The sequence below is a fragment of the Stenotrophomonas maltophilia genome, assembly GCF_013464915.1.
GTDB classification, from domain to species: Bacteria; Pseudomonadota; Gammaproteobacteria; order Xanthomonadales; family Xanthomonadaceae; genus Stenotrophomonas; species Stenotrophomonas maltophilia_AT.
Window position 1 is genome coordinate 46,285 of record NZ_RAVT01000003.1, and the last position, 21,117, is coordinate 67,401.

22 protein-coding genes are annotated in these 21,117 nt (G+C 67.6%); 9 read left to right on the top strand and 13 right to left on the bottom strand.

Annotated elements, in window-relative coordinates; genetic code table 11:
• The first annotated feature begins 7 nt into the window (after positions 1-7).
• Complete coding sequence (gene blaL1 / locus D7T59_RS01035; protein WP_180853504.1) at positions 8-880, top strand: L1 family subclass B3 metallo-beta-lactamase; 873 nt, start codon at positions 8-10, stop codon at positions 878-880.
• Positions 881-998: 118 nt separating this feature from the next.
• Here blaL1 and D7T59_RS01040 read toward each other — a convergent pair whose 3' ends face one another.
• From D7T59_RS01040 to D7T59_RS01050, 3 genes are all read right to left on the bottom strand, one after another.
• Positions 999-1,538 carry a DUF411 domain-containing protein gene (locus D7T59_RS01040; RefSeq protein ID WP_180853505.1) on the bottom strand — a complete coding sequence of 180 codons (540 nt, stop codon included), beginning with the start codon at positions 1,536-1,538 and terminating at the stop codon, positions 999-1,001.
• A 115-nt stretch (positions 1,539-1,653) separates the two neighbouring features.
• Entirely contained in the window at positions 1,654-1,995 is a 342-nt protein-coding gene (locus D7T59_RS01045) for a hypothetical protein (RefSeq protein ID WP_164137590.1), read from the bottom strand.
• 25 nt (positions 1,996-2,020) lie between these two features.
• Positions 2,021-4,306, bottom strand: a complete 2,286-nt coding sequence (locus D7T59_RS01050) for an FdhF/YdeP family oxidoreductase (protein ID WP_180863225.1) — start codon at positions 4,304-4,306, stop codon at positions 2,021-2,023.
• 243 nt (positions 4,307-4,549) lie between these two features.
• On the opposite strand from D7T59_RS01050, the gene fdhD reads away from it, so the two are divergent.
• Complete coding sequence (gene fdhD, locus D7T59_RS01055; RefSeq protein ID WP_180851192.1) at positions 4,550-5,389, top strand: formate dehydrogenase accessory sulfurtransferase FdhD; 840 nt, start codon at positions 4,550-4,552, stop codon at positions 5,387-5,389.
• Positions 5,390-5,574: 185 nt separating this feature from the next.
• Here the strand turns inward: fdhD and D7T59_RS01060 are convergent, their stop codons facing one another.
• The gene (locus D7T59_RS01060; protein ID WP_180851193.1) at positions 5,575-6,111 is read right to left on the bottom strand and encodes a carboxymuconolactone decarboxylase family protein; all 537 of its coding nucleotides are present in this window, start codon (positions 6,109-6,111) and stop codon (positions 5,575-5,577) included.
• 106 nt (positions 6,112-6,217) lie between these two features.
• Between D7T59_RS01060 and D7T59_RS01065 the strand changes: the two genes are divergently transcribed.
• Complete coding sequence (locus D7T59_RS01065) at positions 6,218-7,099, top strand: cupin domain-containing protein (protein WP_180851202.1); 882 nt, start codon at positions 6,218-6,220, stop codon at positions 7,097-7,099.
• A 106-nt stretch (positions 7,100-7,205) separates the two neighbouring features.
• Here D7T59_RS01065 and D7T59_RS01070 read toward each other — a convergent pair whose 3' ends face one another.
• The 8 genes from D7T59_RS01070 to D7T59_RS01105 form a co-directional block, all read right to left on the bottom strand.
• Positions 7,206-7,748, bottom strand: a complete 543-nt coding sequence (locus tag D7T59_RS01070) for a TetR/AcrR family transcriptional regulator (protein WP_164137630.1) — start codon at positions 7,746-7,748, stop codon at positions 7,206-7,208.
• A gap of 4 nt (positions 7,749-7,752) precedes the next feature.
• Positions 7,753-9,285 (bottom strand): MFS transporter, encoded by a 1,533-nt coding sequence (locus D7T59_RS01075; RefSeq protein ID WP_180851194.1) that lies wholly within the window; start codon positions 9,283-9,285, stop codon positions 7,753-7,755.
• 141 nt (positions 9,286-9,426) lie between these two features.
• A complete protein-coding gene (locus D7T59_RS01080) occupies positions 9,427-10,173 on the bottom strand; it encodes a hypothetical protein (protein WP_180851195.1) in 747 nt (248 codons plus the stop codon).
• Positions 10,173-10,850, bottom strand: a complete 678-nt coding sequence (locus tag D7T59_RS01085; RefSeq protein WP_180851196.1) for a DUF3299 domain-containing protein — start codon at positions 10,848-10,850, stop codon at positions 10,173-10,175. The genes D7T59_RS01080 and D7T59_RS01085 overlap by 1 nt, the downstream gene beginning before the upstream one ends.
• On the bottom strand, positions 10,840-11,391 hold the full coding sequence (locus D7T59_RS01090) for a DUF3299 domain-containing protein (protein WP_180851197.1): 552 nt from the start codon (positions 11,389-11,391) through the stop codon (positions 10,840-10,842). Before D7T59_RS01090 ends, D7T59_RS01085 begins: the two co-directional genes overlap by 11 nt.
• 2 nt (positions 11,392-11,393) lie before the next feature.
• The gene (locus D7T59_RS01095; RefSeq protein WP_180851198.1) at positions 11,394-12,647 is read right to left on the bottom strand and encodes an ABC transporter permease; all 1,254 of its coding nucleotides are present in this window, start codon (positions 12,645-12,647) and stop codon (positions 11,394-11,396) included.
• Positions 12,640-13,335 carry an ATP-binding cassette domain-containing protein gene (locus tag D7T59_RS01100; protein ID WP_180851199.1) on the bottom strand — a complete coding sequence of 232 codons (696 nt, stop codon included), beginning with the start codon at positions 13,333-13,335 and terminating at the stop codon, positions 12,640-12,642. Before D7T59_RS01100 ends, D7T59_RS01095 begins: the two co-directional genes overlap by 8 nt.
• On the bottom strand, positions 13,332-13,865 hold the full coding sequence (locus D7T59_RS01105) for a ZrgA family zinc uptake protein (protein WP_180851200.1): 534 nt from the start codon (positions 13,863-13,865) through the stop codon (positions 13,332-13,334). Before D7T59_RS01105 ends, D7T59_RS01100 begins: the two co-directional genes overlap by 4 nt.
• A gap of 32 nt (positions 13,866-13,897) precedes the next feature.
• Between D7T59_RS01105 and D7T59_RS01110 the strand changes: the two genes are divergently transcribed.
• The gene (locus D7T59_RS01110) at positions 13,898-14,374 is read left to right on the top strand and encodes a MerC domain-containing protein (RefSeq protein ID WP_180851201.1); all 477 of its coding nucleotides are present in this window, start codon (positions 13,898-13,900) and stop codon (positions 14,372-14,374) included.
• Between the two features lie 57 nt (positions 14,375-14,431).
• Here D7T59_RS01110 and D7T59_RS01115 read toward each other — a convergent pair whose 3' ends face one another.
• Positions 14,432-16,564, bottom strand: a complete 2,133-nt coding sequence (locus tag D7T59_RS01115; RefSeq protein ID WP_180851203.1) for a TonB-dependent receptor — start codon at positions 16,562-16,564, stop codon at positions 14,432-14,434.
• Between the two features lie 188 nt (positions 16,565-16,752).
• Between D7T59_RS01115 and D7T59_RS01120 the strand changes: the two genes are divergently transcribed.
• The 5 genes from D7T59_RS01120 (at position 16,753) to D7T59_RS01140 (ending at position 21,100) form a co-directional block, all read left to right on the top strand.
• Positions 16,753-17,607 (top strand): helix-turn-helix domain-containing protein, encoded by an 855-nt coding sequence (locus D7T59_RS01120; protein ID WP_180851204.1) that lies wholly within the window; start codon positions 16,753-16,755, stop codon positions 17,605-17,607.
• A gap of 112 nt (positions 17,608-17,719) precedes the next feature.
• Positions 17,720-18,097, top strand: coding sequence for a copper homeostasis periplasmic binding protein CopC (gene copC / locus D7T59_RS01125; protein WP_164137641.1), 378 nt, complete (start codon positions 17,720-17,722; stop codon positions 18,095-18,097).
• 10 nt (positions 18,098-18,107) lie between these two features.
• Entirely contained in the window at positions 18,108-18,992 is an 885-nt protein-coding gene (gene copD, locus D7T59_RS01130) for a copper homeostasis membrane protein CopD (protein ID WP_180851205.1), read from the top strand.
• 45 nt (positions 18,993-19,037) lie between these two features.
• Positions 19,038-19,736, top strand: coding sequence for a heavy metal response regulator transcription factor (locus D7T59_RS01135; RefSeq protein ID WP_164137643.1), 699 nt, complete (start codon positions 19,038-19,040; stop codon positions 19,734-19,736).
• Positions 19,733-21,100: a heavy metal sensor histidine kinase gene (locus D7T59_RS01140; RefSeq protein ID WP_180851206.1), complete on the top strand. Its 1,368-nt coding sequence runs from the start codon at positions 19,733-19,735 to the stop codon at positions 21,098-21,100. The genes D7T59_RS01135 and D7T59_RS01140 overlap by 4 nt, the downstream gene beginning before the upstream one ends.
• Positions 21,101-21,117: the final 17 nt, after the last annotated feature.

Consider the following 21,117-nt stretch of genomic DNA (forward strand, 5'->3'; position numbering starts at 1 on the left):
GTGAACCATGCGTTTTTTCCTGCTCGCCTTCGCCCTGGCCACTGCTCTTCCGGTCGCGCATGCCAGTGCCGCCGAGACACCGCTGCCGCAGTTGCGCGCCTACACCGTGGATGCCTCCTGGCTGCAGCCGATGGCTCCGCTGCAGATTGCCGACCACACCTGGCAGATCGGCACCGAAGACCTGACCGCGCTGCTGGTGCAGACCGCCGATGGTGCGGTGCTGCTGGACGGTGGCATGCCGCAGATGGCCGACCACCTGTTGGCCAACATGAAGGCGCGCGGGGTGGCCCCGCAGAACCTGCGGCTGATCCTGCTCAGTCATGCGCATGCCGACCACGCCGGGCCGGTGGCCGAACTGAAGCGTCGCACCGGTGCCCGCGTGGTCACCAACGCGGAATCGGCAGTGCTGCTGGCGCGTGGCGGCAGCGACGACCTGCACTTCGGTGACGGCATCACCTATCCACCGGCCAGCGCCGACCGCATCATCATGGATGGCGAAGTGGTTTCCGTCGGTGGCATCAACTTCACCGCACACTTCATGCCGGGGCACACGCCAGGAAGCACCGCCTGGACCTGGACCGATACCCGTGATGGCAAGCCGGTACGCATCGCCTACGCCGACAGCCTGAGTGCGCCGGGCTACCGGCTGAAGGACAACCCCCGCTATCCGCGCCTGATCGAGGACTACACGCGCAGCTTCACTACCGTGCGCGGCCTGCCCTGCGACCTGCTGCTGACCCCGCACCCGGGTGCCAGCAACTGGAACTATGCCGCCGGCAGCAAGGCCAGCGCCAAGGCACTGACCTGCAACGCCTACGCGGATGCGGCCGAGAAGAAGTTCGACGCGCAGCTGGCCAAGGAGGCCGCCGGCGCCCGCTGATCCTGTAGAGCCGAGCCCATGCTCGGCCTGCCGGCAGAAAGCAGCCGGGCGTGGGCTCGGCGCTACACAGGCCGCGTAGAGGGGTGCCGGTCAGGCCGACCGGCACCACCACTCGCTGTCAGCCACCCTGCCCGTGCTGGGCATACGGCGCGGTGCTGCCGTCGGCGCGCACCAGCTCGACGGTGTACGGCTGCACGTAGCCGTCGGGCATTTCCATGCCCGGCGAACCGGCCGGCATGCCGGGCAGCACCAGGCCACGCGCCGTGGGACGCTCCGCCAGCAGGCGCTTGATGTCCTCGGCCGGGATGTGCCCCTCGACCACATAGCCGCCGATCTCGGCGGTATGGCAGGACGCCTTGCCGACCGGTACACCCAGGCGGACCTTGATCGGGTTCATGTCGTCGGTGTCGCGCACGTCCACCTGGAAACCGGCGGCCTTCAGGTGGTCGACCCAGATGCCGCAGCAGCCGCAGCTGGCGGTCTTGTGCACGATGGCCACCGGCAAGGCCGGATCGATCCTGGCCGGGCTGGCCTGGGCCGGCACCGCCGGTGCTTCGCTGACAACCGGCGTGGCAGGCGATTCCTCGGCGGCACGCGCGCAGGCAGCCGTGGCCAGTACGGTGCCCAGCAGCAGGCCAAGAGAGAGAGAACGGTTCATTGAGTGATTCCTTTGCAGATGCGGGCAACGGAGCCCGCCGCCCGCGTATCGAAGGCGCGGGCACAGTCGAGAAAAAGTCGAGCAGCTACGGCAGGCGCCTGAGGCCTGCAGGGAATCACACGATGGGCGGCCGTAGCGGATCCGGCAACGGCGGCGGTGCGCGTTGCTGCGCGCTGGCTGCGAAAGGCGCCTCACGCCAGGGCGACGCCGGTGTTCCATTCAATGTCGCCAGCATGCCCAGGCAGGCCGGCGGACATTCGCACTCACCGCTCTGGCAGGCTGCCGGGGCTGCATCATCGCAGCAGCCCGCTGCAGCCATCGCGGCCGGGTGCGGTGCAGTGCACTGATCCTGGTTGGCCGGCCCGCTGTACGAAGGTGCGGCAAGCGCCAGCGCCGGCGCATTCAGCACCAGGGCAACGAGCAGCATCCATCGCAGCAGCAGGCCAGGCAGGTTCACGTGCCGATGATAGCCGAAGCGCGCGTCACGCAATCGCCGCCGCCATTGCACTCATCCGCACCGGGATCGACTTGGCTGCGGGCGTGCCGCTGATCCGGTCGTAGTAGTCCAGCGGCAGCAATGGGTTCAGTTCGGGGTAGTAGCCGGCCAGCGCGCCGCGTGGCATCGGGTAGTCCAATACGGTCAGGCCCTCGATGCGCCGCTGCACGCCATCGCCGCTGATCGTCTCCAGGCTGACCAGCGCCTCTTTCTCCAGGCCTCGCGCCAACCGGTCCTCGATGTTCATGAACAGCACCATGCGATCGTTGTACACGCCGCGATAGCGGTCGTTGTAGCTGTAGATGGTGGTGTTGTACTGATCGTGCGAGCGCACCGTGGCCAGGCGCAGCATGTCTGGATCATGTACGGGATCGTCCACGTCCAGGCCGGGCATCACCAGGATGTTGGCCTTGCCATTGGGCGTGGGCCACACGCGGCGGCGCGGCGGAATGTCCAGGTGGAAGCCATGCGGCTGCTGGATGCGCTCGTTGAAGCCGGTGTAGATCTCGGGGTATACGGCAGCGATCAGCTCACGGATGGGGCCGTAGTCGTGCATGCAGCGCGCCCAGTCAACCTTGCTGAGAGGCAGGGTTGCCATTGCCATTCGACAGACGATCTCGACCTCGGGCAACACGTCGGCGCTGGCAGGCTCCAGCACGCCGCGCGACGCGGTCACATTCGACATCGCATCTTCGATGGTCACAAACTGCTCGCCAGCCGGGGTGACGATGCGTTCCGAGCGCGCCACCACTGGCAGGATCAGCGCATCGCGGCCGTGCACCAGGTGCCCACGGTTGAGCTTGGTGGCGATGCCCACGGTCAGCGCCAGGCCACGCATGGCCTCATACGCACGCGGGGTATCGGGCACGGCATGAATGAAGTTGCCGCCCAGGCCGATGAACACCTTGGCGCTGCCATCCAGCATCGCCTCGATCGACTCGACCACATGATGGCCATGCCCGCGCGGCGGATCGAAGCCGAACACCTGCTGCACGCGGTCCAGATAGGCCGGTTTGGGCTTCTCGTCGATGCCGACGGTACGGTCGCCCTGCACATTGGAATGGCCGCGGATCGGCCCGATGCCGGCGCCGGGCTTGCCGAAGTTGCCACGCAGCAACAGCAGGTTGGCCACCTGCTGCAGCAGGGTCGAACCATACTGATGCTGGGTCAGGCCCATGCCATAGCAGATCACCGTGGCGTTGGAGCGGATGTAGATCTCGGCGCATCGGCGGATCTGCGCCTGCGAAATGCCGGAAATCTGCACGATCTCGTCCCAGTCCTGCGCCATCACGTCCTCGCGCAGCGCCTCCAGGCCCACGGTGTGTTCGGCCAGGAAGTCGTGGTCGAGCACACGCTCGCCCTGCGCCTCGCGCTCGAACATCACCTTCATCATGCCCTTGATCAGGGCCAGGTCGCCGCCGATGCGGATGTGCACGAACTCGCTGGTGATCTCGGTCGAACCGAACGTGGCCATCTGCACCACATCCTGCGGCTCGGCGAAACGGATCAGCGCGCGCTCGGGCATCGGGTTGACCGCCACGATCGGGATGCCGCGTTTGCGCGCCTCCACCAGGTTGCTCATCATCCTCGGCGAATTGGTGCCGGTGTTCTGGCCGATCACGAAGATCGCCTCGGCGTGCTCGAAGTCCTGCAGCACGATGGTGCCCTTGCCCACCCCGATGGCCGGCGGCAGGCCGCGGCTGGTCGGCTCGTGGCACATGTTCGAGCAGTCCGGGAAATTATTGGTGCCGAACTCGCGCACGAAGATCGAATACAGGAAGGCGGCTTCGTTGGGCGTGCGGCCGGACGTGTAGAACTCGGCCTGGTGCGGGCTGTCCAGCGCCTGCAGGTGGCGGCCGATCAGCGCGAATGCCTCATCCCAGCTGCACGGAACGTAATGGTCGGTGGCTGCGTCGTAGCGCATCGGTTCGGTCAGCCGGCCCTGCATTTCCAGCCAGTAGTCGGTCTGCGCCATCAGTTCGGTGACGGTGTGCTGGGCAAACAGCTCACGCCCGGCGCGGAACTGGGTGGCCTCCCAGGCCAGCGCCTTGGCGCCGTTCTCGCAGAATTCCAGCTTCTTGCGCTCGTCCGCATCGGGAAACGCACAGCTGGGGCATTTGAAGCCGCCGGGCTGGTTCATCGCCAGCAGCGCCTTTGACCCCTTGCCGATCACACTCTGCTGCAGCAGCACTTTGGCGGTGGCACCGGCGGCACCCCAGCCACCGGCCGGCTGGTTGTAGGGCTTGTAACGCGGCGGCTTCTGCTCGGACATGTTCGGGAACCTGGCGGGAGGAACACAACAATCAACGGCGCGGGATGGGCCGGATGCGGCTTCTGCAGCGCGGCCAGCCACGCAGTCAAGCACGGACAAGGCCGCTTCGCCAGAGCCAGATGCTGTTTTCAGCGCAGCCTGCCATGACAACGGTTACACCCGCGTCAGCGCCCGGCCACTGCGCTATTCTCGAAGCCGTGGGTGGTCCACCACCTGCGTATTTCCCTTGCCCGGACGCGCTGCATGCCTGACTCGACCCCGCCGCACACCCCGCCTGCCGGTACGGCCCAGCGCCCGTTGCAGCGCTGGCGCAGCGAGGGGCACCAGCAGCAGGTCGACGTGGTGGCCGAGGAAGTACCGGTTGCACTGCGCTACAACGGCGCCGCCTTCGCGGTAATGATGGCCACCCCCTGCGATCTGGAAGACTTCGCGCTGGGTTTCTCGCTCAGCGAAGGGCTGATCACTGCGCCCTCGCAACTGCTGTCGATCGAGGTCCGCCCGCAGCTGGAGGGCATCGAGCTGCAGATGACCGTTTCCGAAGACGCACCCGGTGCCGATCTGGATCCGGCCAATGGCCGCCTGCTGCCCGGTCGCGGTGGCTGCGGCCTGTGTGGTACGCGCCAGCTGGAGGATGTGCTGCGCCCGCTGCCCGAGGTGCGTGAGCGACGGCCCTATTCACCGGCAGCCCTGCAACGGGCGCTGGCCACGCTGGCGCAGCATCAGCCGATGAATGCGGTGAGTGGATCGACGCACGCCGCGGCCTGGGCCGATGCCAGCGGGAGGATCGGCTGGGTGCGCGAGGATGTGGGCCGTCACAATGCATTGGACAAGCTGATCGGCGCCCTGCATCACAACGAGCACGCCATCGACGGCGGCTTGCTGGTGATTTCCAGCCGCGCCAGCTACGAAATGGTCAGCAAGGCCGCGCGGGCCGGCGTCAGCGTGCTGGCCGCAGTCTCGGCACCGACCGCACTAGCGATCGACCTGGCCCGAAGTGCAGGCCTGTGCCTGGTCGGGTTCGCACGGGAGAGCGGGTTCAACGTGTATACCCATCCCGAGCGGCTGCAGGCGGACGACAAGTAGCGTCGACTGGGTAGAGGCGACTGGGTAGAGTCGACTGTTAGTCGACTGCTCTTCGCTCAGATCCCCGAAAACCCCGCGCTGCGCGCGATAGTCGACTAACAGTCGACTCTACCCAGTCGACTCTACCCGGTCGGCTCCATTCAGACCGGCCCGGGCGACCACTGCCGCCCGGGCCGAACCGCATCTCAGCGCAGCGCCACCTTCGGGAAGTCCACCGGCACGTCGAATGCGACGTTGACGTAGTTGGTGAACAGGTTGAGCGCCACGTGGGCGAGGATCTCGACGATCTGCTCATCATCGAAGCCGGCCGCACGCAACGCCTGCACATCGCCATCGCCAATCTGCGCACGCTGCTCGACCACCTTCAGTGCAAAGTCCAATGCCGCAGAGGTGGCCGGATCGCTGGACTGGCCGATCTGCGCGGCCGCCATCTGCTCGCTGCTGGCACCGGCCTTGCGACCGAGCGCGGTGTGCGCTGCCAGGCAGTACTCGCAGGCATTGCGGTTGGCGATGGCCACGGCGATCTGCTCGCCCAGCAGCGGCGACAGTCGACCGCCGCCCAGCGCGCCGAACGAACCCCACATGCTCTGCAGGGCGGCCGGCGAGTTGGCCACGGCGCGGAACATGGCCGGGGTGGCGCCGAACGCGGCGTGGACCTGGCCCAGCAGGGCCTGGCGGTCGGCGGTGGTGTTGGCGGCATCGATCAGGGGGACACGGGACATGGTGGATCTCCTTGGGAAAGCGCCCGGGATTGGACGGCCCGCTCATCCTAGGTAGACTCATTGGACGCATCAGGCCAAATAAGTCACATATCTTGTCCATTCGTCCATAAGCATGCCCACCGACACCTCCGCACCCGACCGCCTGTCCTCCCTTCTGGAACGCTTCCGGGTGCAGGCCGCGCTGTTCCACAGCGGCCCGCTGTGTGGACGGCAGGTGTTCGAGCCGCAACCCGGGCGCGCGTTCCTGCACATCCTGCGCCAGGGTGAAATGGAGGTCCGCCATCCCGATGGCGATACCGCGCTGCCACGGTTGAAGATCGACACACCCAGCCTGCTGCTGTACCCACGGCCACTGCACCACGTGTTCTTCAATGCGCCGCTGGATGGGCCGGACTTCACCTGCGCCACGCTGGATTTCGACGGCGGTGCGCGCAATCCGATCGTGCAGTCGCTGCCACCGGTGATGGTGGTGCCGCTGGCCGCGATCAGCGAACTGGACGACACCCTGCACCTGCTGTTCGCAGAGGCTGATCGCCGGCGCTGCGGCTCACGGCTGCTGACCAACCGCCTGTTCGAGGTGGCGCTGATCCAGATCCTGCGCTGGGTGGTGGACCACCCGGATGCGGCCGGCGTCAGCCACGGACTGATGCGTGGCCTCTCCGATGCGCGGCTTGCGCGCACACTGGTGGCGCTGCACCAGGCGCCGCAGGACGAATGGACGCTGCCACGCATGGCTGCGACCGCCGGGATGTCGCGCAGCGCCTTCGCGGCGGTGTTCAAGGACGTGATGCAGGCAACGCCGGCCAGCTATCTGCTGGACTGGCGGCTGAGCCTGGCCTGCGCGCAGTTGAGGGCCGGCGTGGCGGTCAAGCAGGTGGCGATCGAGGTCGGGTTTGCCGATACCGCATCGCTGTCGAAGGCGTTCCGCAAGCGATTGGGGGCCTCGCCACGGGCGTGGTTGGCCGCGAGCGCCGCGCAGGCTGGGTAGATGGATGACGGGTAGAGTCGACTATCGCGCGAAGCGCGGGTTTCTCGTGGTCTACCCAAAGAGCAGTCGACTGACAGTCGACTCTACAAGTGCAGCGCCATCGGGATCAGCCCTTCGCCAGCAACCCGGCGATGCGCTCGGCCACCCGGGCGCGCACGCCTTCGTCCAATTGCCCTTCGTACATCGCCTCGTAGATCCACAGGCCATCGGCCGCCAGGCGCGCCACGAAATTGTCGAGCGTCGTCGGATCGACATTCCCGGCCTCCGGCGCGGATGGCGCCCAGCGACGTACCGCCGGACCCCACGGACGCTCATCGGCGTCCGGATCGGCCGATTCCAGCATGAACATCAGTTCGGCACGGGTGGCGCTCTGGGCCGACACACGTACGAAGGTCTGGTAGCGCTCCAGTGCCGTCGCTTCATCCGCGCGCTTGCCCAGCAGCGTTTCCATCGACGTTTCCCAGGCCTGCACCAGGTGCTCGTCGATGCCGCGCAGCAGCGCCTCGCGCGACGGGAAGTGGTACAGCAGGCCGCCGCGGGTCAGCTGGGCCTCGGCCGCCACCGACTCGAAGGTCACCGCGCGCACGCCGTCGCGATTGATCACGTTGACGGCGGCGTCGAGGATGCGATCGCGCTTGCTGGTTCTCATCGCGTCATTTTACGCGATCGGCCGCGCCCTCGCGGCTGCCGACGCGGCCGCGCAGCAGGCGCGCGATGATCGCCGCGCCCGCCGCCAGCACTGCCGTGATCACCAGCAGCACGATCTGGTAGCCGCGGTCATACGCGGCCGCAGCCAGCACGAACCACTCGCCCTGCCCGCTCGCGCGCGCGGCATGCAGCGCCTGGGTGAAACCCTCGCGGGCCAGCGCGGGCATATCGGCCGAGACCGGCAGGAATGCGCTGTACATCGCTGCGCTCAGGCTGCCCAGCATCGCCACCGCCAGCAGGCCACCGAACTCGTAGGACACTTCTTCCACCGACGAGGCCATGCCTGCCCGATGTGCCGGCACATTGTTGAGGATGGCGGTGGACGCGACCGAGATGGCCGAACCCATGCCGAAACCGGTGATCGCCATGCCCGCCACTACCCAGCCGAGCCCGTGCGGGAAACCGAACGCCACCACGCCGACACCCAGCGCGCCCGCAGCCAGGCCGCCACAGATCAGCGGACGCAGGCCGACCCGATGCAGGATGCTGCCGCCCAGCAGCGCACTGGGAAGGCTGCCCAGCGCCGCCACCGATACCAGCAGGCCTGCCTGCAGCGGCGTAAAGCCCGCCACCAGCTGGAAGCGCTGGGTGGTGACCAGCTGCAGGCCGGCCATCGCGAACAGGGTGAACACCGCCGACAGCGTGCCGGCCAGGAACGCCGGGTTGCGGAAGATCGCGAAGTCCAGCAGCGGGTACGGCAACTGCTGCTGGCGACGTGCGAACGCCGCGCCGCTGATGATGGCCAGCAGCAGCGCACCGGCACCCAGCGCATACGACGGCGGCGTGGCGATCAGCGACTTGATCGCCAGCACCAGGCCGGACAGCGCCGCCAATGCCAGCAACGAAGACACCAGATCCCACGGCCGCGAGGTATCGCGCTGGCCTTCCGGTGCCAGCAGCAGCGTGGCCACGAATGCGACCACCACCACCGGCACGTTGATCAGGAACACCGAGCCCCACCAGAAGTGCTGCAGCAGCCAGCCGCCGATGATCGGGCCGAGCGCCGCACCGACGATGGCCACCGAGCCCCAGATCGCGATGGCGATGTTGCGCTCGCGCTCCTCGTGGAAGCTCAGGCCGATCAGCGCCAGCGTGGCCGGCATCATCGCTGCCGCACCGATCGCCAGGAACGCGCGCGCGGCAATCAGCTGCGCCGCTGTACCAGCGAACGCCGCTGCCAGCGAGGCGACACCGAACACCACCAGGCCGATCAGGAACATGCGCCGGTGGCCGATGCGGTCACCGAGCGTGCCTGCGCCCAGCAGCAGGCCGGCCATCACCAGCGGATAGGCGTTGATGATCCACAGTGCCTGGCCGGCACTGGCCGAGAGTTCCTCGGTCAGGGTGGGCAGTGCGGTGTAGAGCACGGAGTTGTCGAGCGTGACCAGCAACAGACCGGCGGCGACGGTGAACAACAGCGCCCAGCGACGGGCACGCGACAGGGCCGGAGCACCGGCCAAGGGCTGGGACAAAGCCATGGGAGAACCTGATGGGGGTGGAGTAACGTCATAACTATACCGGACATCCTGTACAGTTATATGGAAAGCGCCGGACGTTCAGATTGTGTCCCGGCTGATGTTCATGTTCCGGAAAACGGTAGCGCCGGGCCAGGCCCGGCGCTACCGGCAGTCCTGCGGCAATGCGGCGATCGCCGATACCACTGCCCCCTGCATGCCCTGCCCCACGGCCATGTCCAGTTCACCGCCAGTCCCGCCGTGCTGGCGCCGCAGCTCGTCTTCGCATACCCCTCGCACCCGCGAACGCGCATTCGCCCGCAGGCTGCTGCAACGCCAGTCGGTACCGCCCAGCGGCAACACCGAGTACACCACGCTGTTGCAGGCGTTGCCGGAGCGCTGCTGCAACGACAGCCCAGCGAAATCGCGTGGCTCGCTGCTGCGCTGCGGGTCGAAATAGCTGTCGGGGAAGGTGCGCGCGTACTGCTCGATGTCCACCTCCATGCTGCGCCCACCGGCCAACGGCATCTGCAGCGGCTGGCCACAACGCGTGGAATCGGCGCGATGCTGGATGTACTGGTAGATCGGCCGGTCCAGCGTTGGATCCTGCTGGGTTACCGCACTGACCGCCGCCAGCACCGGCAGTGATGCTCGATTGGCCATGCGCGCCAGCAATCCCGCCTGCGCCGGCTGGCAGCGGTCGCGCAATGTTGCCGCGAGCAGGAACAGCACGTCGTTGCGGAACGCGGGCTCATCGCCCAGGCGCTGCTCGATGCGCTGGTTGGCATCGGACGTGGGCGCCGGAAACGCGACCGTCGGCGGCTCAGTGGATGCGCGCTGCCGCTGCCACCACACCAGCAGCACCACAGCGCCCAGCAGCACCCCGGCAGCGATGATCCAGTGCCTGCGCATCAGTTGTGGATCGCCGTGAGCGTGGCCGCCGCGGCATCGTAGGACGCGCTGGCGATATCCGCATCGAAGCGCTTCACCTGCAGGCGCCCGGCCAACCGGTACGGATCCCACAGATCGCCCAGCGCGATCGGTGTCGCCAGGGTCACATGGATGATCTGGTTCGGCGGTGGTGGCGGTACGTGGATGCACGCCCCGTAGAACGGCACGAACAGCAGTTCATCGACCAGGCCGGCATCGTTGGTGCCGAGCGGTACCACGTAACCGTCCAGGTCCACTGCGCGGCCGTCTACGGCATCGACCACGCGCGAAGAGCCGAACTGCCTGGCGCGGTCCGGGCTGGAATGGTCGATCTCCTGCCCCGGTGGCGTACCGGAGCCAGTGTCGTCGATCAGGCCGCCCACGTCGTCCATGCCATTGCGTGACAGGCCGATCTGCGGGGGTGGGCGCTGGTAGGTGACTTCGTCGGGCCGCAGCGCATCCCAGCGGTCGACAGGCGCTTCGGCCATGGCCGAGGGTGCCGGCTTGTCCTGCGGTGTAACCGCCACGGCGTCCGCTTCGGCCATGGCCGAGGGTGCCGGCTTGTCCTGCGGTGTAACCGCCACGGCGTCGCCGCCAGGCGCCGTGCAGCCTGCCAACCACAGGCATCCCAGCATGAGCAGCAGGTGGCTACGGTTCATAGGGCCTCAGCTGTGCGTCACGCATGGTGTAGGCCGAACCGGCCAGATCGTCTTCCAACCGCTCGGCACGCAGGGTGCCGGCCAGGAAGAACGGCGAGTACATGTCCGGCATCTCGATCGGGCGTGGCAGCACCACGTGCACGATCTGGTTCGGTGGCGGTGGCGGCACGTGGATGCAGGCGCCGTAATACGGCACGAACAGGAATTCGGTCAGGCGCCCGTCCTGTGCGTTGGCCAGCGGCACCACGTAGCCGGGCAGGCGCACCGGCCGCTGCAGTACGGTGTCCACGGTACGGAACGTGCCGAACTGCGGCATGCGCCGGTTGCCGTTGTGCTCGACTTCCGGGCCCTCGCCCCGCTCCAGCGCGGCCAGCTCGTCCCTGGGCATCATCTGCAGCCAGTCCAGCTCCTGTTCTTCGGCAGCTGCCGAGGCATCGTGATCGACCACCGGTGACGTCGGCAGCGCCTGCACACCGGTATCCACCGGTCGTTCGCAGGCGGTCAGGAGCAGCACCATCGGCAACATCGGTAACCAGCGCATGCTCAGCCTCCCGGCGACAGGCCATCGGCCAGCGTGCGCCGGTAGGCCAGAAACGCCGGTACCAGGCCGGCCACCGCGCTGATCGCCAGCACACCCGCGACCCACGCCAGTTCGCGGCCATCCGGCCAGATGTGGGTGATCGACAGGCCGAAGTTGGCCAGCACATACCCGCGCCCGGCCAGGCTCGCCAGCACCAGCACCACGAGTGCCAGCACGCAGGCCACCGCACTGGTCGCCACCGCTTCGACCACCAGCAGGCAGGCGAGGTAGCCCGGGCGTGCACCGATGGCACGCAGCACCGCCATCTCGCGCCGCCGCTCCTGCAGGGTCGAGACCAGCAACGCCACCAGCGAGACCATGCCCAGCAGCACCACCATCGCGCTGATCAGCTGCAGGGCCCGCTCGGCCGTGCCCAGCGACTGCCACAGCTGCTGCAGGGTTACGCCGGGCAGGATCGCCAGCATCGCCTCATCCGGGTATTCGTTGATCCTGCGCTGCACCGAGAACGTGGCGATGCGTGAGTTCAGGCCCAGCATGAAGGCGGTGATGCTGGTCGGGGTCAGGTCCAGGTGGCGCGCCTGCTCGGCACTGACGCTCTGGCTGCGCAGCTGCACACCGGAACGCCAGTCGACATGGATCGCCTCGATGGCCGGTAGTGACACCAGCACCGACGAATCGACCGGCGTACCGGTGCGCTGCAGGATGCCGGCAACGCGGAACGGTTTATCGGCATGCGTAGCCAGGGTGACCGCGCCAGTGCCGTGGGCCAGTACGATCTCGTCGCCGAGACCGACCTTCTGCGCGCGTGCCACCTCCGCGCCGATCACCGTGTCGTAGAGATCATCGAACGCACGACCCTGCGCGAACGCGAGCGCGTGGCCGGACCCATAGCGATAGTGGTCGAAATAGCCACCGCTGGTGCCGACCACCCGGTAGCCACGCCAGGAATCGCCCAGCGACAACGGCACTGCCCACTTCACCTGCGGCAGCGCGGACAGCTCCTGGTAGGACTGCCAGGAGACGTTGTTGGTCGGGTCGCCGATATGGAACACTGAGTACAGCAGCAGGTTCACCGGCCCCGAACGTGCACCGACGATCAGGTCGGTGCCCGACACAGTGCTGGCGAAACCCTCGTGCGCCTGCGTGCGCACACGTTCGACGCCCAGCAGCAACACCATGCTGAGGGTGATGACCAGCACGGTCAGGCCCACGCTCAACGCACGGCTGCGCAGGCTGGCCCAGGCAAGCTCAAGCATGGCCGGCACCTGCCAGGTTGATCTCGGACAGCGCAATCGTGCGGTCGAACAAGGGTTGCAGGCCGTCGTCATGACTGACCACCAGCACCGTGGTGCCGGCCGCCTGGCATTGCGCGGACATCAGCTGCAGGAAGGCGGTGGCCGCATCGCGGTCGAGTGCCGAAGTTGGTTCGTCGGCCAGCAGCAACGCCGGCCGACCGATCWGGGCGCGTGCCGCCGCCACGCGTTGCTGCTGGCCGACACTGAGCGTGCCCGCGCGCCGCTGCATCAACGCCGGGTCCAGCTGCAGGGCCGACAAAAGGCGTGCGATCTCTGCATCCAGCGGCCCACTGATGCGCGCGCTGCGCAGTCGCGAGAAGCGCAGGCCCAACGCGATGTTGTCGCGCACAGTGAGGAACGGCAACAGATTGAACTGCTGGAAGATCACGCCCAGCTGGTCGGCACGGAAACGATCCCGCGCCGCACCCCCCATGTCCTGCAGTGCCCGGCCTGCCACCTCGACACGACCCTTGCCGGGTAGCAGCACACCGGCCAGCAGACCCAGCAAGGTACTTTTGCCGCCGCCACTGATTCCGCGCAGCAGCACGCTGCTGCCCTGCTCGATCCACAACCGCGGGATGTCCAGCACCAGGCGCATGCCGTAGCCGAACTGCACGTCTTCCAGGGCGATCACCGGTGCCGTGCTCACGGGGCCAGTACCACGCGAAGGTTGTCCGGGGTCAGCACGCTGCGATTCTGGCCGTTGGCTGTCGCACTGTTGACGATGACTTCGTGCAGGCCCGGGAACAGCACGGGCAGCCGCATGACGATGGCGCGCAACGCGGCCGGATTCGCGCAGCGGTACTGCAGGGTGGCAGTGAACCCCGCGTGCCGATGCTGTCCTGCCGGCGGCGCGGCGACAGTCGCGTCGAAGCCCTCGGCATCGGCTTTGCTGCTGGTCAGACTGCAGCCTGCAGCGGTGGGCAGGGTGACCCAGCTGCCGCCCTTCAACAGCGTCGTAGCGTGATCCAGCGCGACCTGCTCGGCTGTATTGGCCGGCGGTCGCTCGTAATCGAGGATGCCGATGCCGGGGGCCTGGAGGGCGAATTCCAGCGTTTGCTGGTCGAGCGCGACATCAACGGTTGCCTGGCCGTGCACGTGCGGCGCGTGCTGACGGATGTCGTGGGCCTGCGCGACGCTGGCGGCCAGCAGCAGGAAAGGAGCAGCAGGAAGCTTCATGGGGGAGACTCCAATTGTTACTATGTAACATTATGGACCACATCCCCACGACGCCTGCAAGGGCCCCGGCCCAGCCGCCAATTTCGGCACGCTGGCACCCCCACATCGATCTCGCCGGTGCCTGGCTGTCGCTGGCCTGCGCCGCGCACTGCATCGCCCTGCCCCTGCTGCTGGCGTTCATGCCAGCGGCAATGATGGCGCTGCGCTCGTTCCAGCACCCCGCCCATGGCGCAATGACGCTGCTGCTGATGATGTCGCGATGGGAGTGGCTGTTCGCGCTGCTCGCTTCGACGCTGGCAATGGCCAGTACGAGCGCAGGACTGCACCGGCATGGCCGTGGGTGGCCATTGCGCCTGGCCTGCATCGGTGCTTCCCTTCTGTTGTCGGCCTCGCTGTACCTGCCGCTGAAGGAATCATTGCTCTGGCATGGCGTGGCGACGGCCGGTGGTGGCGTGCTGCTGGCGTGCGCGCACATCGGCAACCGGCGTGCACTGCACCTGCACCGGTAGCGCCGGCCGCTGGCCGGCGTCCGKAAAATGCCGGCCWGCGGCCGGCACTACCTATCATCAGAAGCGGTAACCCACTTCCGCCCCGAAGATGCGTGGGCTGTCTACCGGGCCGTAGTAATTGCCGTCACGCCCGAACGCCAGGTTGTCGAAGATCAAGCCGTTGATGCGGCGCTTGTTGGTGAGGTTCTGGACGAACACCCGCGCAGTCCACGGCCCGGTCTCATAGCCCAGCTGCGCACCGAGTACGGCAACGGCCGGTTGGAACGCGCGGTTGCGCTCATCCAATGCGCTGGAACCGGTGAACTGCGATTCCACTCGTGCATAGAGACCGGACTCGAACTGGTAGCGCGCGGCAAGATAGCCGGTGTAGTGCGGCGTCAGCTTGACCCGCTTGCCATCCAGGTTCTGGTCAACGCTGACCCACAGCCTGGTGTACTTCGCATCGACATAGCCCACATTCGCCATCAGCGTGAAGCCCGGCAGCACTTCAAGCACGCCCTCCAGCTCGGCACCGCGCGAACGGATCGAGGCATCCGAGCCCACATAGTCCGAAGAGATCGGGCGGCCGTTGGCATCGGTGGCCACCTGGATCTCCTGCCAGTTGTCCGAGGTAATGTGGAACAGCGCACCGCCGATGTGGCCACGACCACCGGCCAGGTTCATCTTGAAGCCCAGTTCATGGCTCCACATGCGCTCGGCCTCATAGCGCAGCACCTTGTCGTTGACCACATCGCTCTGCGCCGCAGCCAGATTGAAGCCGCCCGGAATGTAGCCCTTGGCCGACGCGGCATAGAACGACAGGTCGTCGGTGGCGTCGTAGCGCAGCGACACCCGCGGCAGCGTGGCCGAGAACGTATGCGCCAGCGCGGCATCGCGGTACAGCACGCGCCCACCGGCACCCAGGTCCAGCGCGCCGGCACGCTGCTCGGTGGAACGCCGCGCCTGCTCATGCCGCAGGCCGGCGCTGGCGGTCAGCTTCGGCAGCGCGGGCAAGGTGTAGCTGGCGGTGGCGAACACGCTGTAGTCCTCGCCCCTGGCGGTCTGCCGCGGTGCCAGGTTGTAGCTGTCCAGCCCATGCAGCGCCGGGCCGACGAAGGTGCCGAGGATCGAATCCTTGCTGTTGCGGTAGGTGGACACACCGGCCATCCAGGTCAACGCCTGGTCGCTGGGCGAGCTGAAGCGCGCCTCGGCCGTCCATTCCTTCTTCCTGTCGTAGATGCGGCCGGCCAATGCCGGGCTGTGGGTCATGTCGAAGTCGTAGCCGGCCGAGGTTACCTCCTCGTCCCGCCAGGAAGCGGCGACGTCCAGCGTGCCGGCCTGCAGTTGCCATTGCGCACTGAGGCCTGCCACCGTTTCGTCCTTTTCGGTGCGCTTGGGCGCATCGTTGATGTAAGTGAAGTCACCGGCACGGCGGCCACCGTTGAGCGAGGTGCCGTAGGTGCGGTTGTAGAGGCCGGTATCCAGCGGCAGGTATTCATACTCGAACATGCCGGGCGCGCGTGTGCGCAGGTGGTAGCCCAGCGCATTCACCGAAACATAGTCACTCGGCCGCCAGCGCAGCTTGCCCTGCAGGTAGCGTTCACCCACCTTGCCCCGTGCCCCGGACGGCGTGAGGTTCTTCAGGTACGCATCCTCGTCCGACCCCATGAAGGCCACCGAGCCGGACAGCCGGCCGTCACCGCTCAACGGGCCGGCAACGAAGCCATCCAGCGCGGTGCCATTGCCGTTGCCGAACCAGGTGCTGCGCAGGTTGACCTCGCCTTCGCGCGCATCGGCGGGGCCACGCGTGCGCACCAGCACCAGGCCCGATTCACTGTTGGCACCGTACAGCGTGCCCTGCGGGCCGCGCAGCACCTCCACCGACTCGACCTGGTTGAGCACCGCGTTGCTCAGTTCACGGAACGGGATGCCATCGATATAGACCGAGGCGCGGTTGACCAGGAAGGGGTTGGACTCGATGCCTCGGATCGAGACGAACATGTTGCTGAGCTGGCCCATCGCGTTGAACTTCACGTTCGGAGCGAGCTTGTCGAGATCACGGAACTCGGTGACTCCGGCCTCTTTGAGGGCCTGCCGATCGAGCACCGTCACCGACAGATCGCTCTTCAGGTAAGGGGTGTCGCGCTTGGAGCCGGTGACACGGACACCGTCGAGCGTGGCCGGGTCGGCCTGCTGGGCAAGGGCGGGCAAAGCGGGAACAAGCAGGGATGCTGCGATGAGCGCGGCAGCAGGCGTGGACGACTTCAAAGCGGGAACCTCGACGGATGGAGTGGCGGACGCGCAGGCGGCGGCAGCGCGGGACAAGAGTGTTATCCTGTAACATTCACTCACTGCCGCCACTCCATTTCCGGCAGCGCCGCTCCATTCCCGGATCCGTGATGCCCGCTCTTGCCGACCAGCTGCTGCAGGAAACCGGGTCGCAGGCCCCTGCTGCCTACGCCAGCAACGACGGTGCGGTGGTGCTGCTGCGCCATCGCTTCGATGCCAGCGAAGGCCAGATGGGCCATCCGCACCAGCTTCGCCTGGGCCTGGCCATGGGCGGCGGCGGACGGCTGCAGCAGCGCACCCTCAACGGCTTCTTGCAGGCGCCGTGGCGGCCCGGTCAGTTCAATCTGGTGCTGCCGGGAGACACGGGCACCTATGCCAGCCCTGCGGTCGATCTGCTCGGCATCGCCATCGATACCCGCCTGCATCCGCAGGATCCGCAGCAGTTGCAGCACCTGCAGCCGCTGGCGGCGCGGCTGCACCACGACCCGGTGATCACTTCGGTGCTGCAGGCGTTATGGTGCAGCGCGCAGGCCGATGCTTGCCTGCCCGGATTCCTCGAGCATGGTGCGCGGGTGCTGCTGCATCGCCTGGACCAGCTTGCCGGGCTTCCCTGCACGGAACGCGGCAGGGTCGCGGCACTGTCCACGCGGCGGCTTCAGCAGCTGGAGGCCTACATCGATGCACGGCACGGCCAGCCTCTTGAAGTCGCACAGTTGGCCGCTGCGCTGCAGATGGAACCATCCACGTTCGGTCGTGCGCTGCGCGCCGCCACTGGCCTGTCGCCCTATGCGTTCCTGACCCGGCGCCGCATGCAATGGGCACGCGGGGCACTGGCCCAGGGATGCAGCGTCACCGAGGTTGCGCTGGCCAGTGGGTACGCCAATCCCAGCAAGTTCAGCGCGGCATTCCGGCGTGTGGTCGGTTGTTCGCCGTCAGCCTGGATCGCGCAGTCACGGGCCCGGTAGCGCTGGCCGCGGGTCGCGCAGCCAATATTACAGACCGGTAATGTTCGCGTCAGGGCAGCGAAAGGCGCGCTGCACCACCCTGAGGGCAACCTCCCGACAGGCGTTCCCGCACATGACCCGCTTCCTGCTCCGCCCTGCCTCGCTCGCCCTGCTGCTGTCGGGTCTCTCGGCCGCGCCGCTGGCCCTGGCCCATCCCAGCCTGGTGCGTTCGACGCCGGCCGCCGATGCCATCGTTGCCCCGGCCAGCCAGATCGAACTGCAGTTCAGCGAGAAGGTGATGCCGCGTGCCACCCGCATCGAACTGAGCATGGACCATGGCCGCATGAAGATGGCCATGCCCACCACCGCGCAGGACATCTCCGAAGATGGCCACACCCTGCGCGCGCGCTTTGCCAGGCCGCTGCCGGCAGGCACCTATGCGCTGCAGTGGCGCGCGGTCGGCCAGGACAGTCATCCGATCACCGGCACCTACCGCTTCACTGTGAAGTAAGGCCATCGCTGTGGCCGAGCTTTCGCCATACGCGCTGCGGCTGGCGCTGTATCTGGTGCTGATGCTGCTGTTCGGGCGGCTGCTGTTCGTCCGCCCCGGGGTGCCGCGCGCCGTGCCGCTGGCGCTCACGCTGATCGCGCTGTTGCTGGTGGCCACCGATGCCGTGACCCGGTTGTCCGGCGTGCTCGGCATCGTGCCGGTCGACATCGACGCTGCGACGGCACAGTGGTTCCTCACCGGCACGCCGGTGGGTGAAGCGGGCCTGCTGCGCATCCTTGCCCTGCTGGCGATGCTGCCGCTGCTGTCCTTCGCCCCTCCCCTGCAGGGCCTGCGCCGCCTGGCCCTGCTCGCGCTTTCCGCTACGGCATTGGCCAGCCTGTCCTGGAATGGGCACGGCGCCGCGGGTGACGGGCCAAGCGGCACCGTGCGGCTGGTTGCCGGCATCGTCCACCTGCTGGCCGCCGGCGCCTGGATCGGAGCGATTGCCGCCATCCTGCAGCTGGCACTTCGTCCGCAGGGACTGCACCTGCGCGAACGCACCCGCGAACTGTGGCAGGCCGCCCACGGCTTTGCCCTGCCCGGCACCCTCATCGTCGCCGCGCTGGCAATGACCGGCACCTACACCTACATCGATCTCGGCGGCTCGGTGCAGACCCTCACCGGCACTGCGCACGGGCGCTGGCTGCTGCTCAAGCTGGCCCTGGTGGGCGCCATGCTGGGGCTGGCGGCACTGCATCGCTGGCGGCTGGTGCCGGCACTGGCGGTCTCCATCCGTGGCGGCTGGCAACCGCGGCCGCTGCGTTCCCTGCGCCACAGCCTGGCCTGCGAGTCGGTGCTGGCGGTACTGGTGCTGGCCTGCGTTGCGATCCTCGGTACGCTGGATCCGCTGGCGTGAACCGGCGCCACCGGCCCGTGCCCAAGCTGCGATGATGGGCGCACCATGAAACTGCTGATCGTCGAAGACGAACCCAAGACCGGCAACTACCTGCGCCAGGGCCTGATCGAGGCCGGCTACGTGGTCGACCTCGCCTGCAACGGCATCGATGGACTGCACCTGGCCGGCAGTGGCGAGTACCAGCTGGTCATCCTGGACGTGATGCTGCCCGGCCTGGATGGCTGGAACGTGCTGTCGCGGCTTCGTGGGGCGGGCTGGCAGGTGCCGGTGCTGTTCCTGACCGCGCGCAGCAGCATCGCCGACCGCGTGCAGGGCCTGGAGCTGGGTGCCGACGATTACCTGGCCAAGCCGTTCGCCTTTGCCGAGCTGCTGGCGCGCGTGCGCACCCTGCTGCGTCGCGGCCAGGCCGTGCCGCAGGCCGAACGCATCGTCATCGCCGACCTGGTGGTGGATACCCTGCGCCGCCGGGTCGAGCGCGATGGCCAGCGCATCGCCCTCAGCCAGAAGGAATACACCCTGCTGGAGCTGCTCGCGCGCCGTCGCGGTGAAGTACTGCCGCGCTCTCTGATCGCCTCGCAGGTGTGGGACATGAACTTCGACAGCGATACCAACGTGATCGACGTGGCGATCCGCCGCCTGCGCGCGAAGATCGACGACGGCTTCGACGCCAAGCTGATCGTCACCGTACGTGGCATGGGCTACGTGCTGGAGGCGCCGGACGACGGCGCGATGGGCAACGGATGAGCCTGCGTCGTTCCATTGCGGTACGGCTGACGCTGCTGTTCGCCACCGTGGCCACACTGGTGCTGGCTGCATTGGGCGTGGCGATCTATGTCAGCGCCCGGCACGATCTGGTGGCACAGGACTTCGTCGAGCTGGAGAACAAGGTCGCGCTCATCCGCGACCTGGCCGGCAATGGACCTGCATCCGCACGTGGGCAGCGGTTGGCAGAAGCACTCGGCCACCATCCTGATATCGCCTTCCACATCGTCGATGGCCACGGCACCGTGTTGTTCTCCACCGCGCCGGCACTGCTGCGCGGGCATGCACGCAGCCAGCCCATCGACACCGCGCCACGGCGACACGACTGGATCCTCGCCGATGGTCGCTGCATGCACGCCCTGCACCTGCGGCAGATCCTGGCCGACGGCAGCCAGCTGGTCACCCTGCTGGCCATTGACGACGACCGCCATGCCGATTTCCTGCAGCGCTTCCGCCATCTGCTGGCCATCGCCATCATCGGCGCCGCCGTGGCCAGCAGCCTGCTCGGTGGCTACGTGGTGCGCCGCACGCTGCGGCCGCTGCGTACGCTGGCCGATGAGGCGCGACAGATCACCGCCGGCCGGCTGCAGCGCCGACTGAGTGCACGCAGTGCACCGGCCGAACTGGAACAGCTGGCGCAGACCCTCAACGGCATGCTCGCGCGGTTGCAGCAGGATTTCGCGCGACTGACCGAGTTCTCCGGTGATCTCGCCCACGAACTGCGCACGCCGATCACCAACATGCTGACCCAGGTACAGGTGGTGCTGGCCTACCCGCGCAGCAACGAGGCCTACCGCGAGACACTGGCGTCGTGTGCCGAGGAACTGCAGCAGCTGGCGCAGACCGTGGGTGACCTGCTGTACCTGGCGCAGGCCGAGGCACCGGGCGCCCTGCCCTCGCGCGAGCCGGTGGCGCTGGATGCCGTGGTGGATTCGCTGCTGGAGTTCTACGAACTGCTGGCCGATGACCGGCAGTTGGCCCTGCGTCGCGAAGGCACCGCGCAGGTCCAGGGCAACCGGCTGATGCTGCACCGGGCCATTGCCAACCTGTTGTCCAATGCGTTGAAGCATGCGGTGCCAGGAAGCGAAGTGGTCGTGCGGCTTTCGGGGATTGATGGCGTGTGCCGGATCAGCGTGCACAACAGCGGCACGCCGATTGCCGCCGAGGCACTGCCGCGCCTGTTCGACCGCTTCTATCGCGGCGAGCGTGGCCGCCATGAAGGCGCCGGGCTGGGACTGGCGATTACCCGCGCGATTGCACAGGCGCATGGCGGAACGGTGAGCGTCGTCTCCGATGAAACCGGCACCGTGTTCGAGCTGGTGCTGCCCAGCGCAGCGGCCCGGTAGCGCCGGCCGCTGGCCGG